This is a genomic window from bacterium, from assembly GCA_030647005.1.
In the GTDB taxonomy this organism is placed as follows: Bacteria; Patescibacteriota; Patescibacteriia; order JACPHY01; family JACPHY01; genus JAUSKG01.
The window spans coordinates 1-13239 of the sequence record JAUSKG010000008.1; the positions used below are offsets into that span (position 1 = coordinate 1).

At 61.9% G+C, this 13239-nt stretch carries 16 protein-coding genes; 2 read left to right on the forward strand and 14 right to left on the reverse strand.

Annotation, left to right across the window (positions count from 1 at the left end; genetic code table 11):
• The first annotated feature begins 88 nt into the window (after positions 1 to 88).
• Complete coding sequence (locus Q7S96_00720) at positions 89 to 1309, forward strand: hypothetical protein (GenBank protein ID MDO8462784.1); 1221 nt, start codon at positions 89 to 91, stop codon at positions 1307 to 1309.
• A gap of 150 nt (positions 1310 to 1459) precedes the next feature.
• Positions 1460 to 2428 (forward strand): DUF5671 domain-containing protein, encoded by a 969-nt coding sequence (locus Q7S96_00725; GenBank protein MDO8462785.1) that lies wholly within the window; start codon positions 1460 to 1462, stop codon positions 2426 to 2428.
• Here the strand turns inward: Q7S96_00725 and Q7S96_00730 are convergent.
• The 14 genes from Q7S96_00730 to Q7S96_00795 form a co-directional block, all read right to left on the reverse strand.
• Positions 2425 to 2667, reverse strand: a complete 243-nt coding sequence (locus tag Q7S96_00730) for a DUF167 domain-containing protein (protein MDO8462786.1) — start codon at positions 2665 to 2667, stop codon at positions 2425 to 2427. The two genes, Q7S96_00725 and Q7S96_00730, sit on opposite strands and share 4 nt — an antisense overlap.
• Positions 2664 to 3149, reverse strand: coding sequence for a hypothetical protein (locus tag Q7S96_00735; protein ID MDO8462787.1), 486 nt, complete (start codon positions 3147 to 3149; stop codon positions 2664 to 2666). Before Q7S96_00735 ends, Q7S96_00730 begins: the two co-directional genes overlap by 4 nt.
• Positions 3150 to 3356: 207 nt before the next feature.
• Positions 3357 to 4280, reverse strand: a complete 924-nt coding sequence (locus Q7S96_00740) for a peptidylprolyl isomerase (GenBank protein ID MDO8462788.1) — start codon at positions 4278 to 4280, stop codon at positions 3357 to 3359.
• Between the two features lie 164 nt (positions 4281 to 4444).
• On the reverse strand, positions 4445 to 4879 hold the full coding sequence (gene atpC, locus Q7S96_00745; protein MDO8462789.1) for an ATP synthase F1 subunit epsilon: 435 nt from the start codon (positions 4877 to 4879) through the stop codon (positions 4445 to 4447).
• Positions 4880 to 5413: 534 nt separating this feature from the next.
• A complete protein-coding gene (gene atpD, locus Q7S96_00750) occupies positions 5414 to 6775 on the reverse strand; it encodes a F0F1 ATP synthase subunit beta (GenBank protein MDO8462790.1) in 1362 nt (453 codons plus the stop codon).
• 66 nt (positions 6776 to 6841) lie between these two features.
• Complete coding sequence (gene atpG, locus Q7S96_00755) at positions 6842 to 7762, reverse strand: ATP synthase F1 subunit gamma (protein ID MDO8462791.1); 921 nt, start codon at positions 7760 to 7762, stop codon at positions 6842 to 6844.
• A gap of 8 nt (positions 7763 to 7770) precedes the next feature.
• On the reverse strand, positions 7771 to 9300 hold the full coding sequence (atpA, locus tag Q7S96_00760) for a F0F1 ATP synthase subunit alpha (GenBank protein ID MDO8462792.1): 1530 nt from the start codon (positions 9298 to 9300) through the stop codon (positions 7771 to 7773).
• A gap of 14 nt (positions 9301 to 9314) precedes the next feature.
• Entirely contained in the window at positions 9315 to 9845 is a 531-nt protein-coding gene (atpH, locus tag Q7S96_00765) for an ATP synthase F1 subunit delta (GenBank protein ID MDO8462793.1), read from the reverse strand.
• Positions 9842 to 10351 (reverse strand): F0F1 ATP synthase subunit B, encoded by a 510-nt coding sequence (gene atpF / locus Q7S96_00770; GenBank protein ID MDO8462794.1) that lies wholly within the window; start codon positions 10349 to 10351, stop codon positions 9842 to 9844. Before atpF ends, atpH begins: the two co-directional genes overlap by 4 nt.
• Positions 10352 to 10353: 2 nt before the next feature.
• On the reverse strand, positions 10354 to 10623 hold the full coding sequence (gene atpE / locus Q7S96_00775; GenBank protein MDO8462795.1) for an ATP synthase F0 subunit C: 270 nt from the start codon (positions 10621 to 10623) through the stop codon (positions 10354 to 10356).
• A 74-nt stretch (positions 10624 to 10697) separates the two neighbouring features.
• Positions 10698 to 11444 (reverse strand): F0F1 ATP synthase subunit A, encoded by a 747-nt coding sequence (gene atpB / locus Q7S96_00780; protein MDO8462796.1) that lies wholly within the window; start codon positions 11442 to 11444, stop codon positions 10698 to 10700.
• 6 nt (positions 11445 to 11450) lie between these two features.
• Complete coding sequence (locus Q7S96_00785; GenBank protein MDO8462797.1) at positions 11451 to 11684, reverse strand: AtpZ/AtpI family protein; 234 nt, start codon at positions 11682 to 11684, stop codon at positions 11451 to 11453.
• A gap of 90 nt (positions 11685 to 11774) precedes the next feature.
• A complete protein-coding gene (locus Q7S96_00790; protein MDO8462798.1) occupies positions 11775 to 12686 on the reverse strand; it encodes a TatD family hydrolase in 912 nt (303 codons plus the stop codon).
• 5 nt (positions 12687 to 12691) lie between these two features.
• Entirely contained in the window at positions 12692 to 13219 is a 528-nt protein-coding gene (locus tag Q7S96_00795; protein MDO8462799.1) for a CvpA family protein, read from the reverse strand.
• Positions 13220 to 13239: the final 20 nt, after the last annotated feature.

A 13239-nucleotide genomic window follows, 5' to 3' on the forward strand; every position in this document is an offset into this window, starting at 1 on the left:
AGTCGCCCACACCCTCGGATGGAGGTCTAAAGACCTCCGCTACAATCTTTGACGCTCACGCGCCAGCCGCGGAGAGAGAAGATCCATTATGTCCGAACGTCCCCCCTCCGAATCCCCCCGCTCCCACATTGCCAGGGAAAACCTCCCCCGCGAGGTCCGTTCCTACGTCCGCAACCTCGAACAGCAAATCCGAGACCACTTCCGCTCCCTCGGATACCAAGGACCCCTCACGAACATTGATGAGGTGGAAACCGCCGTCGCCTCCCTCCGCACCACCGCCACCCCCCGCGACCTCCCGAGCATCACCCACCTCACCACCCTCTCCCACGCCCTCTCCGAGGCATACCGCACGGGAACCATCCCCGAATCCGAATCCTTCTCCCTCCCCATCACCGCAACCGTCCTCCCCCATGAGGACTCCGCCTCCTCCTTTGAGGCAGAGCGCGAGATCACCCTCGATCTCCAAGAAATCCTCGACTCCTCCCTCACCTTCCTCCAGGACAAAGCCCCACCATCCTGGGTATCCTCCCTAGAAGAAGAGTTCCCCACAGGCCTCCGCCTTACCCCCGAGCAGCGCGAAACCATCAAAACCGCTATCGAGCACGGCTTCACGAGCGCGATCCTCCTCCCCGATGCCAAAACCCAAGGCATCACCCCCACCCCCGAGCACCCGGAAACCCTCGAGGACACCACGAATCACCTCCTGAACACCTGCTCCAACGCCGATGGCGCTCATCCTGTCCCAGGACTCCCCACCAATGACCCCGATGGCCAGTACGCCGCTCCCTACCTCAGAGGCGAAACCCTCAAAACCCCCACCCTCCCACCGGAAACCACCCCCATCGAGAATACCGACCCTCCCCACACGAGAACCGTCCCCCAACGTACCCGCCCCTACCTCCTCCTCTACCGCAAGGATGGCATCCTCCCCGAGACGAGAAACCAGACCTTCCCCCAGTGTGAGACCATCCTCACACAGCGCGCCACGGACTGGAACCTCCCCACGCTCACCGGCTTCACCACCCTGGAGCACCTCCTCATCCAGCGCAAGGAGACCGAAGCCCGTGCTCCGCTCGCCCCCACAGAGCGCACCGCACAGTACGGTGATCCCCGAGTCCACGGCTTTGATATGTGGAGCACCCAACCCGATGACTCCCGTTGGGCCTGGAATCTCGACTCCCGCGTGTCGGGTGGTTGCGCGGGTGGCTATTGGAGCTCGGGCACGCGGCAGTCGGGTCTCGTCTGGGATGATGCGGTGCGTCGGCTTGTGGCGCTCGGCGCGCGCCCCGCGGTCGTTGTGGAGCTTTGATCTGGTGTCATTGCGAGGGAGTCCCGAGGCAAGCTCGGGATTCCGGCTTGCTTCCATCTCGCAACGTCGGAATCCGCGACTGAAGCAATCCCGGCCATCCAAGGTCGCGCGCGTCATCTCTCTCTACTCTTCATTATTCTTCAGCACCCTATGACCACCACCAGTAAGCCCGGGCCCAAGGAAGTCGTCCTCCAGCTCTTCGTCATTGTCACGCTCTACGTTATTGCCGTTGAGGTGGGGATCCTCCTCCACCAGCTCATCAACGCGTGGATTTCGGATGTCGCGGCGGATGCGTATCGCAACCCGATCGAGTACATGAGCCCGCTGCGCCACGCGATTGCGATGCTCATTGTCTTTGTTCCAATCCACGCATGGGCGCGGCGAGCACTCCACCGGCTCGTTGATACGTCTGAGGCGGTCCGCGAGCTTCGGTCACGCCGATGGCTCGGGTACTTCACGATCGCCATCGCCGCACTCATCCTCGCGGGTGATCTCGTCGCAGTCATCAACCGGTTCCTCGATGGTGAACTCACGTTGCGCTTTGGCCTCAAGGCCATTGCGATCCTCGTCATCGCCGCCGTCGTGCTGTGGTACGAGCGCGCGGAACTTCACCGCGACACAAAACCAGCACTCCATCGGACGATGCACGGTGTGGGCATCGGTGCACTCGTCGTCATCAGCGTCGCGCTCGTCGCAGGATTCACCGTTGCCGGTGCCCCACGCTCCGCGCGGAGTGTAAAGATTGATGAGCAGCGCGCAAACCACCTCATGAGCATCCAGCAAGAAATCGTCGCGTACTGGGATCTCCGCCGCGTGCGCCCCGCGCGACTCGAAGACCTCAACGACCCCATCCGCGGGTACGCGCTGCCCATTGATCCGGAGACCGGCGCATCGTACGAGTACGAGGTGCGCGGCGATCTCTCGTTCTCGCTCTGTGGGACATTCACGACCGATACACTCACGAGCGCTACTCCCACTCCGCAGCTCCCACGCAGCGTGTACGGAGACGTTACCGCACAGTACTGGCAGCACGCGCAGGGCCGACACTGCTTCGAACGCACCATTGATCCCACGCGCTACCCCACACCGGACTTTATCTCGAAACCACCGATCTACTAAGCGGGTCGGTGGTTTTCGATGCGTACGATTTTCTCGCGTCCGAGTGCGCCGCGCATGATCGAGAGTTGCCAACGCTTGCACCCGAGGTGCTCCGCGAGAAGCGCGATGAGTCGCTCGTTCGCCTTGCCGTCCGCAGGCGGCGCATCAACCCACGCGCGGTACTCGTTGCCGGAGACGTGCTCCACGCTCCCGCGCTTCGCGTTCGGCTGCACGTGGACCCGAATGGTGCGGATGTTCACAGGAGGACACGAAAGACCCCGATGAAAAATGAGAGTGCCGCGAATTGTGTCACCATCCCCAGTGCAAACGGTGTCTCAAAACGAATGATGTCCACGTGAATCCAATCGTGGATACGCTTGAACTCCGCAAGTGGACGCACGCGCGGAAGCAACGCACCTAGGCCCTGTCCCACATCCGGCAACACCCCGCCAACGATACCGGCGAGCACCGACCACGTCGGCAACGTCACCCATGGCATGAGGAGCCACGCGAGCACGCCGAGCATGATCACGCCATCCACGCACGCCAATCGTATGAGGAACCGCACCTCCTCACGGTGCGTGCACGTCGCACCCGCGCACGGCGGCGCGAGGTTCTCATCACCATGCGGAATGATATCGAGTGTGAAGTGCGAGATCACCCCAAAGAGAAACCCGAGAATCGGGTTGCCCGTGAGCGCGCCAACGGCCGCGCCTGCGGTTGCGTGCACCGTAAGAAACATAGTTCGGGAGCGTAAAAAGATGCGTCATTTTGGGTCCACTTCCGTCATTTCGAGCGGAGCGGGAGCGAAGTCGAGAAATCTTGTTGAGCAGTAGGATGGTGCTTGTACTGTTGGATGAGATTTCTCCACTCCCTCGAAAACTCGGTCGGTCGAAATGACGGAAGGGGGAGGATTGCGGACTCACTCGGTCGAAATGACGAGGAGGATTCATTCGACGATCATCATTTCTACGATTACCTTATCCACCGGATGGTCGCGCTGATCGCGCTCGACTTGCTCGATCGTATCCACCACTTCCATACCCACAACGACGCGACCGAACACCGTATGCTTACCGTCGAGCCACGGCGTTGCGTCGGCGGTGACAATAAAGAACTGGCTCCCGTTCGTGTCCGGGCCGCTGTTCGCCATGGCGAGCGTGCCCCGCACGATCTTCCGCGCATTGATCTCATCCGCGAACATTTCTCCCGGTCCGCCGGTACCGTGCATACGGAAGTCATCTGGCTGCGTCCGCGTGAGCGGGTCGCCACCCTGGATCATGAAGTCGGGAATCACACGGTGGAACTGCGTTCCGTTGTAGAAGCCCGCGCGCGCGAGCGTGAGGAAGTTCGCGACGGTCTTCGGCGCATCATCTGCGTAGAGCTCGATCTCGATGCTGCCGTAGTTCGTGCGGAGGGTTACGGTCGGGAGTACTGCTGCTGACATAGATACGATGGCATCACTGAAACGGATCGGTACGCGAACGAGATGGAGCTCGCGTCCGTCCTTGGCTGAGGATTCATACGCTTCGAGGTAGCCGGTGTCCGTCGTCGGCGACGTGTACGCAATCGTCGCATCCCACGGCCCGGGTGCGGTGTACTCCGGTGCGTACGCCGTCGTGAACGTCCGCGCGAGCGTTTTTCCATGCATGTCCACCACGCGGAGCGCAATCGTATTCTCAAATGCGATTCCCAAGCCGCTCGCTACAATGGGGCTCGCGACAAACGCATCGCGCTCCGGCGTTGTAATGGTGATCGGAACCCACGTCGCCGTTGGGGGAACCTCCGGAGCCGGTGCGGTCGCGGTTGGTGGCACCGCACTCCCGCACCCCGCACCGACAAACACGAGTACACCCAACACAACGCTTGTCATTGCGAGCCGAATCCGTGAGGCGTGGCAATCCCGGCCACTTGGTTGAACGGGATTGCCGCGTCGAGGACTCCTCGCAATGACACCAGTATGGAGTTTGAAGGGTACTCTATCCATAGTCCATCTCAGTGTATCAATGTATTAATGCACCACGAAGCGAAACCCCGCTACCCCCGCTTCCTATACTTCAACGCAACGCGGTGCTTGGCGAGCTCGCGCTCGAGCGCGGCGGCCGTCGCGGCAAACGCGGTGTCGTCTGCAAAGCGCTTCTCCGCGAGTGCCTGGCGCGCACGCTCACGCGCCGCTTCGATGGCAACGATATCCAATTCCTCCACGCGGATGGCCTCGTCTGCGAGAATCGCAATGCGCCCACCCGTCGCTCCCGAATCCCCCGGGAGCACTTCAATGAACCCACCGGCGATGACCATCGGCTCCTCTTTTCCATCGCGAACGATGCGCAACTCACCTGGCTTGAGCTCCGCCACATAGGGAATGTGATGCGGAAGCACGGTGATCTCCCCCTCCGTGGTCTGGAGGGTCACCTGATCAATCGCCGCGTCGTACACCGTTTTCTCGGGTGTGATGATGGAGAGCGTCATCATAAGCTGCAGGCCGACAGCTGCAAGCTGCAAGCGTTTAGGTCACATTCTGTGCTCAATGGAGCCATTTTATTCTGACCCACTTGACATTGGAGCAAAACCGTGCTATCGTATATAGTTGTGGTGTGGACCAGAGGTGTCGTGGGGTGTTTGCTGAACCCCTCAAGTTGTAGACGCCGGAGGGGCGTTTGCTAAGCCCCTCTCCACACCGCAACATCCCTACAACTGCAGAGGCCGGGCAGATGGTGGCGCGTCACGCAGGGAGGAAGCCCTCGAAAGGCAACACCAGCAGTGCGACGGGCCCAAAACCGCACTGCGCCTCTCCGCGAATAGTCGTCGGCACAACCGCGAGTCCGTAAATGGTGGCGGCTCTCCAAGTGCATAACGACGGCGCGCGCCTCCTGCCCCGCCTCAACCTCCTTCGGTGCTCACGCACCAAGCAACACCGGAGCACTCGTCCCTCGTGACGAGTGCTCTTCCCTTTGTGAAACGCTCATCCTGATACCACTACTCCCTAGCTTACTATCCCCTAGCTCACTATGCGCGTACCTCCCCGATCCCGCCCTTCATGTAGAACTGCTGCTCGGGGACGTCGTCGAGATCGCCGTTGAGGATCATCTTGAATCCCTTGACCGTGTCCTCGCGCTTCACGTATGCGCCGGGCGTGCCCGTGAACGTCTCGGCCACGAAGAACGGCTGGGAGAGGAACTTCTGCACCTTGCGCGCGCGGGACACGGTCCGCTTGTCCTCCTCGGAGAGCTCCTCCATGCCGAGAATTGCGATGATGTCCTGGAGGTCCTTGTAGCGCTGGAGGACGCGCTGGACGCCGCGTGTGACGTCGTAGTGCTCAGTGCCTACGATCGCTGGATCAAGAATCGTGGATGTCGAGTCCAACGGGTCCACTGCCGGATAGATGCCGAGCTCCGCGAGCGATCGCGCGAGCACGACCGTGGAGTCCAGGTGGGAAAACGTCGTCGCTGGTGCCGGATCGGTGAGGTCGTCCGCGGGAACGTACACGGCCTGCACGGAGGTGATGGACCCGTCCGTGGTGGAGGTGATGCGCTCCTGGAGCTCGCCCATCTCCTGCGCGAGTGTCGGCTGGTACCCCACGGCGGACGGAATGCGGCCGAGGAGCGCGGACACCTCGGAGCCGGCCTGTGTAAATCGAAAGATATTGTCTATGAACAAGAGAACGTCCTGCTTCGCCTCGTCGCGGAAGTACTCGGCCATCGTGAGACCGGAGAGTGCCACGCGAGCGCGTGCGCCGGGCGGTTCATTCATCTGCCCAAAGACGAGCGTCGTCTTATCGAGCACGCCGGACTCGCGCATCTCGTGGTAGAGGTCGTTCCCCTCGCGCGTGCGCTCGCCCACACCGGCGAAGACGGACACGCCGCCGTGCTCCTGTGCGATGTTGCGGATGAGCTCCATGATAATGACGGTCTTCCCGACGCCCGCACCGCCAAAGAGCCCCACCTTGCCGCCCTTGAGAATGGGACACACGAGGTCCACCACCTTGATGCCGGTCTCCAGCACTTCCGCTTTCGTGGACTGCTTGATGAACGCGGGCGCGGGACGATGGATCGGCCACGTCGTTTTTGCCTGGATGGGTTCCTTTCCGTCAATCACCTCACCGATGACGTTGAACATGCGCCCGAGCGTCTCCTTGCCGACCGGTACACTGATCGGTGCGCCCGTGTCACGCACCTCCATGCCGCGACGCAGCCCGTCCGTCGTCTGCATGGCAATGCAGCGCACCTCGGAGCTGCCGAGCTGCTGCTGGACCTCAAGAACCACGCGCCCATCCGCGTGCTCCACCACGAGCGCGGTGCCGATTGCCGGCGGAACGCCCTCCGTGATGACATCAACGACCGGGCCGAGAATTTTCGTAATGGTTGTCATAGGTATGAACGTTGCCGCCTCCTTATAATCAGCGCATGATCTGTGCTATCTGCGCAGCGATCTCCCTCAGTGTGCGAGCGCAGCACTCCCCGCGCTGATTTCTGCAATTTCTTGGGTGATGACGGCCTGCCGCGCGCGGTTGAATGACAGCGAGAGCGCGTCAATCATCTCCGATGCCGCATCCGATGCGCTCCGCATGGCCACCATGCGCGCGGAGTGCTCCGATGCGCCGGTGTCCAGGTACGCCTGGTACACCTGGAGCTCCACGAGTCGCGGCAGCATCGTCGAGAGCACTGCGTGCGGGCTTGGCTCCATGAGGATGGTCGTGGCACCGCGTGCGCTGGGTGCGCGCTCCGCATTTGCCGGTACGCCCGCCTGCGGCCCGAGCTCCGCGAATCGCTGGAGCGGGAGGAGTGTACGGACGATCGGCCGCTGTTGGAGTGCCGACATGAAGTCCGTGAACGCGATGCGGACGCTGGTCACCTCCCCGCGCGTGAACGCGTCCATGGCAAGCCGCGCGGCCGGACGGAGCTCTGCAATCTTTGGCGCGACGCTCTTGTCCGTGAACGATGCGACGAGCTCCCAGCCCTGACGCTTGATGAACTGCTCGGCCTTCTTCCCGATGGTGACAAACTGCACCCGCTGCTCTGCACGCTCCCGCACGTCGCGCTGGAGTGTCCGGAAGAGCTGTGCGTTGAACCCGCCGCAGAGTCCTCGATCCGATGCCATGACCATATACAGCACGCCGGCATCCGCGTGCGCACCGTCTGATGCCTGCCGGAGGAGCGGGTGCATCGCTTCTGTCACCACCCCCGTGAGCGATGTCACCATCTCCCACGCGAGATGCGCGTACGCGCGGGACTGCAACGCTGCGGCGACCGCGCGGCGCATCTTTGCCGCCGCGACCATCTCCATGGCGCTGGTGATCTTTCGCGTGTTCTGGACGGACGTAATCCGCCGCCTGATGAGTCGGGGTGATACGGCCATAACACCTGCTACGCGGCGCGCTCACATTGCGCGCCGTACTCCTCGAGCATCGCCTTGAGCTCGTCCTCACGTCCGTCGTCGAGCGTGCCGGACTCCTCGAGTGCCTTCCAGAGGCCGGCGCGCGTATCGCGGAAAAACGGTACGAGGCCGGCAATCCACTCCTGCATGCGTGCAAGCGCGATGTGATCTGCGAATCCCTGCGTTCCGGCGTAGACGTAGGCCACTTGGAGTGGGAGCGGACGCGGTGCGTACTGACCCTGCTTGAGAATCTCCACCAACCGTTGGCCCCGCTCGAGCTGCTTCCGCGTCGTCTCGTCGAGCTCACTCGCAAACTGTGAGAACGCTTCGAGTTCACGGAACTGCGCGAGTTCGAGGCGAAGCTTCCCTGCCACTTTCTTCATCGCCTTCCGCTGCGCGGCCGATCCCACACGGGACACGGACAACCCGACGTTCACCGCAGGACGCACACCCTTATAGAAGAGATCCGGCTCGAGGTAGATTTGACCGTCCGTAATCGAGATGACGTTCGTAGGAATATACGCCGACACGTCGCCCGCCTGGGTCTCGATGATGGGTAGTGCGGTGAGCGAGCCGCCACCGTGCGCGTCGCTGAGCTTCGCGGCGCGCTCGAGCAGACGCGAGTGGAGGTAGAACACGTCTCCTGGGTACGCCTCACGTCCGGGCGGTCGCTTGAGGAGGAGCGAGACCTGTCGGTACGCCCACGCGTGCTTCGAGAGGTCATCGTACACGACGAGTGCGTCGCGACCCTGCTGCATGAACCACTCGCCGATCGCGCAGCCGGAGAATGGCGCGACGTACCACAGCGCGGCCGGATCGGATGCGCCGGCAAGGACGACAACCGTGTACTCCATCGCACCGGCTGCTTCAAGTCGTGCGACGAGTTTTGCTACCTTGGACTCCTTCTGACCGATTGCGACGTAGATGCAGGTGAGATCCTTTCCCTTCTGATTGATGATCGTGTCAATGGCGATGGCGGTCTTCCCGGTCTGTCGGTCGCCAATGATGAGCTCCCGCTGCCCGCGTCCCACGGGGATCATCGCGTCAATCGCCGTGATGCCGGTCTCCACGGGCTGGTGCACGGACTTGCGCGTGATGACGCCGGGCGCCACGCGGTCAACGGGAAGCCGCTCCGTAGATGCGATCGGCCCCTTCCCATCCACGGGGTTGCCGAGCGGGTCAACAACGCGACCAACGAACGCCGGGCCGACCGGAACGGAGAGGACGGTGCCCGTCCCGCGCACGCGATCGCCCTCGCGCACCCCTGCGGTCTCGCCGAGAATGACGCAGCCCACCGCATCGTCGCCGAGGTTCAACGCGATGCCCATCGTGGGTTCCCGCTGATCTCCCGACCCCTCGTGCATGAACTCCACCATCTCCGCCGCCATGACGTTACGGAGTCCGGCAACGCGTGCGACGCCGTCACCAACATCCATGACCGTCCCGACATTCTCGGGGGTCGTGGTGGGCGTGAATGCGGCGATCTGTGCTTTCAGTTGTTCGACGAGCTGGTGGCTCATAAGATGTGAGAGGTCTAGCGCGTGTGGAGCGCGAGGTGGCGACGGATCCTCCGGAATCGTCCGGCAACTGTTCCGTCCCAAAGACGCGAGTCATTGATGAGCACGCGCAGACCGCCGATGATGGCGCGATCCTCGGTGAATTCCGCGCGCACCTCACCGCCAAGCTGCTCGCGGAGCTGTGTAACGATGCGCTCCTGTTGCTCCGTGCGGAGTGGGATGGCACTCGTCACCATTGCATGCACTACGCCGCCACGCTCGCGCGCGCTCGAGATGATCGCGCGGAGGAGCGACAACGCACGCCGTGTGACGAGCATCCGGATGACCGCGAACGCGTGCGTACTCACGCGATCCTGTACGACGCCGCGGATCACCTGCTCCCGCTGCGCGCTCGACACACCGCTCCGCGAGAAAAATGCCGCAATCGCCGGTTCCCGTTCAAGTATTCCCGCGAACGTTTCGAGATCGCCCACTGCACGGTCGAAGCTCGCAGCGTCTCCCGCGAACTCCCCGAGTGCGCGCGCGTAGTGTGTTGCGGTGATCGTCACAGTGTCGCGGTTTTCAATTCTCGGAGTGCCGCATCCACGAGCTTCTCGTGCTCCGCGGCCGTGAGCGCGTCCGCGGTGGTCTTCTCGGTGACGGCGAGCACGAGGTCGCCGATTTCGCCACGGACGGTCGCGAGCAACGCGGCGTGGACGCGATCCGCGTCCTCCTGCGCGTTCGCGAGAATGACGCTCGCCTCCTCGGTTGCGGCCAGCGTGCGCGTCTTGCGGAGCGTCTCTACCTCCTCCGCTGCTCTGACGAGCACCGCGGCCCGCTCTGCTGCCGCTGCGGCCTGGAGCTGCGTGCGCTCCTGCGCGAGGTCCGCCATGACAACTGTCGCACGCTCCGCGTTCGCAACGCCTTCCGCGATCGTCGCGCGTCGCTTCTCAAGCATGGCCAGCACCGGACGGTAGAGAAACTTCCGGAGGAGAAAAAAAAGCACGAGGAAATTGACGATCTGCGCGATGAGTAGCCGCCAGTCAATGCCCAAATTGGTGAGCAGCTCGCCCATGCTTACACGAACTTGATGATGAGCGCAATGACGAGCGCGTAGATGGCGATGGCCTCCGCGAACGCGATGGAGAGGATCATTGCGGTCTGCACCTTTGACGCGGCCTCCGGATTGCGACCGATGGCCTCCATCGCCGCTGCAGCGAGGCGACCGATAGCGAGTGCCGGCGCGATCGCACCAATCGCGATCGTGAACGCAGCAGCGAGCGACTTCACTGCCTCAACATTCTGAAGGAGGCCCGTTGCGGCCTCGCGAGCAACTTCGGTCGGCATACCTGATGCGTGACTGAACGGCTGGACGAATGAGAAACGAGGGCGTTTCTCGGTGCTCCAACCCTCTCAGTGCGTTAGTGCGCAGCGTGGTGCTGCGCAGCCATGTTCAAATTGACCAAGGTGAGTACTGCGAACACGAGCGCCTGGATGAATCCCACGAACAACTCGAGCAGGAGGAACGGGAGCGGGATCATGTAGGGCACGAGTGTCGTCACAACGATGAGGAGCACCTCGCCCGCAAAAATGTTCCCGAACAATCGGAAGGAGAACGAGATGACTTTCGCAAACTCGGAGATGAGCTCGAGAATGCCAACGAAGAAGCCGATCGGCCCCCGAAAGTTCACAAACTTCCCGAGGTGCGCCATGCCGCCCACCATCGTGACGCCGATAATCTGTGTCACCACCACGGAGAACAGCGCGATGGCGAGCGTCACGTTGAGGTCTGCGGAGGCGGAACGAATGAACGGGATGATGATTCTCTCACCGCGATGTTCACCCCACACACCAATCGTACCAAGTCCCGGGACGAGTTCAATCCAGTTCGACACGATGACGAACAGGAAAATCGTGGCGACGTAGGGAAAGAACTTCAGCGATCGCTCGCGGTCGTGCGTCACACTATCCATGAAACCGAGGAGTGCCTCCACCACCGCTTCCATGACGTGTGCCATCCCGCGTGCAGGAATCATCGCCACGCGCTTTCCCGCGCGGGAACCGAGCACCACGAGGACCACCGATACGAACACCGCCATGACGAGCGTGTTCGTCACCGGGAACGATCCCACGTGCGCAATCGGTTCTGCCGCGAGCGAGATGACCATAGCAAGCTAGTGCTTACCATCAGCGATCACGTCCTTGGCTTTTCGCACGACGAGGATGCTCGAAGCGATGAGCGAGAGGAGGATGCCTCCGAGGAGAAACCACGGTGACGTCCCAAACCGCGCATCGAGCGTGCGCCCGATGAACGCGAAAACAACAATCGGGATGGCAACGAGGTACCCCAGCTGAAACGCGAGCCCGAGTGCAGTCCAAGTCCCATCGTTCTTTCCAGTGTCGTCCATAAACGCAAAATGCGTCCACAGCGACGTGCTGTGGAATATCCATTGTCCTTGCCGCCGACTCATCCGTCAACGATGAAAACAAAAAACAGCTCAACCCAGCATCTTTTTGAATAGACGCTCTGTGTTCTCAACGCTCGAACGCGCGACCTCGTTGAGCGAGAGCTTCTTCTGCTCCGCGACTTTCTCTGCAACGTGTCGCACGTATGCTGGCTCATTACGCTCGCCGCGATGCGGATCCGGCGTGAGGTACGGGCAGTCCGTCTCCACATGGAAACGATCCATTGGCACATCGCGCACGACGCGCATGAGCTCCTCCTGGATGGCGAGCTGTTTCTTCGTTGGCCGGAAGGTGATGACGCCGGTGAATGAAATGTTGAATCCCCTATCGAGGTACCGCTGCGCCTGCTCCCACGTTCCGGAGTAGCAGTGGATGAGCCCGCGCGGCTGCGTGCCGTCCCACGCACCATACGCATCCCCGAGGATCCGGATGGTCTCCTCGTGCGCCGACGCATCGGGACCCTCGCCATCCCGCACGTGCACCATGAGCGGCAACTCCTCCTCGCGTGCGAGCGCGATCTGCTGACGGAACGTGTCCTCCTGGGTGCGCCGCACCTCCTGCGGCGCAAGCCCGTCAGGGATATGATAGAAATCCATACCGCACTCCCCGATCCCCACGGTTTTCGGATGGCGCGCGAGCGCACGGTACGCGTCGAGATCAAAAACCTCCTTACGCGTCCGAAACGCGATACCTTCCGCATCCTCACCCACCTCGTGCTGATCCACCAACGTGTCCACGAGGTGAATCGGGTGCAATCCTACCACCGCCCAAATGTGCTCGTACTGCTCCGCGTACGCCACCGCACGCCGCGACGTATCCATCTGCGATCCGACCGCAAGCATCCACACGCCATCACCATCCGCGCGCCGAATTACCTCTGCCGCGTCATCGTGATACGCATTGAAGTTGATGTGCGTGTGCGCATCAATGAGGAACGGGTGCATACTCCCTACAGCACCTCCCTCGTCAGCACGCTCTCAAGTTCGCGTACGATCGCGGGCAGGAGCGGGATGATGATACTCGCAACACCAACAAGCCAACGTGCAATGTCAGAACCGGCAATGGCCTCCGTCAAGCCAACACTGATCGGGAAACGTACCGCGAGCCACAGGACGCCACCGATGACGAGTGCGCCCTCGAGAAACCCGAAAATCGCACCCGCGAGCCGATTGATCGTCTTGAGAAATGGAATGATCGCGATGATGCGGAATGTCTTATCAATGAGGTAGAACCCAAACCCCACGAGCCGGTTGATGAGCACGAAAAGCACAAAGAAGATCACCACCTTCGCGAGGTTCACGTTTCCACCAAACAACCATCCAAAGTACTCCGCGATGGGCACAAAGAGCCGGCCGGCGAGGAACGCGCCCGCGATAACACCCACGAGCGTCCCCGCCGCGCGGATGAGCCCGGACCACAACCCGTAGAGCACAAAGCCACCGAGGATGATGAGGAGGATGAGCTCGAAGAAGGACATAGGCATTCAGTATAGCACGC

Excerpts from the sequence above, each read along its gene's own strand:
- Q7S96_00720 (MDO8462784.1), top strand. The coding sequence starts at position 89 with ATGTCCGAACGTCCCCCCTCCGAATCCCCCCGCTCCCACATTGCCAGG.
- Q7S96_00740 (MDO8462788.1), bottom strand. The coding sequence starts at position 4,280 with ATGACAAGCGTTGTGTTGGGTGTACTCGTGTTTGTCGGTGCGGGGTGC.
- atpG (MDO8462791.1), bottom strand. The coding sequence starts at position 7,762 with ATGGCCGTATCACCCCGACTCATCAGGCGGCGGATTACGTCCGTCCAG.
- Q7S96_00795 (MDO8462799.1), bottom strand. The coding sequence starts at position 13,219 with ATGTCCTTCTTCGAGCTCATCCTCCTCATCATCCTCGGTGGCTTTGTG.
- atpA (MDO8462792.1), bottom strand. The coding sequence starts at position 9,300 with ATGAGCCACCAGCTCGTCGAACAACTGAAAGCACAGATCGCCGCATTC.
- Q7S96_00735 (MDO8462787.1), bottom strand. The coding sequence starts at position 3,149 with ATGTTTCTTACGGTGCACGCAACCGCAGGCGCGGCCGTTGGCGCGCTC.
- atpB (MDO8462796.1), bottom strand. The coding sequence starts at position 11,444 with ATGGTCATCTCGCTCGCGGCAGAACCGATTGCGCACGTGGGATCGTTC.
- atpD (MDO8462790.1), bottom strand. The coding sequence starts at position 6,775 with ATGACAACCATTACGAAAATTCTCGGCCCGGTCGTTGATGTCATCACG.
- Q7S96_00790 (MDO8462798.1), bottom strand. The coding sequence starts at position 12,686 with ATGCACCCGTTCCTCATTGATGCGCACACGCACATCAACTTCAATGCG.
- atpF (MDO8462794.1), bottom strand. The coding sequence starts at position 10,351 with ATGGGCGAGCTGCTCACCAATTTGGGCATTGACTGGCGGCTACTCATC.
- Q7S96_00785 (MDO8462797.1), bottom strand. The coding sequence starts at position 11,684 with ATGGACGACACTGGAAAGAACGATGGGACTTGGACTGCACTCGGGCTC.
- Q7S96_00725 (MDO8462785.1), top strand. The coding sequence starts at position 1,460 with ATGACCACCACCAGTAAGCCCGGGCCCAAGGAAGTCGTCCTCCAGCTC.
- atpE (MDO8462795.1), bottom strand. The coding sequence starts at position 10,623 with ATGCCGACCGAAGTTGCTCGCGAGGCCGCAACGGGCCTCCTTCAGAAT.
- atpC (MDO8462789.1), bottom strand. The coding sequence starts at position 4,879 with ATGATGACGCTCTCCATCATCACACCCGAGAAAACGGTGTACGACGCG.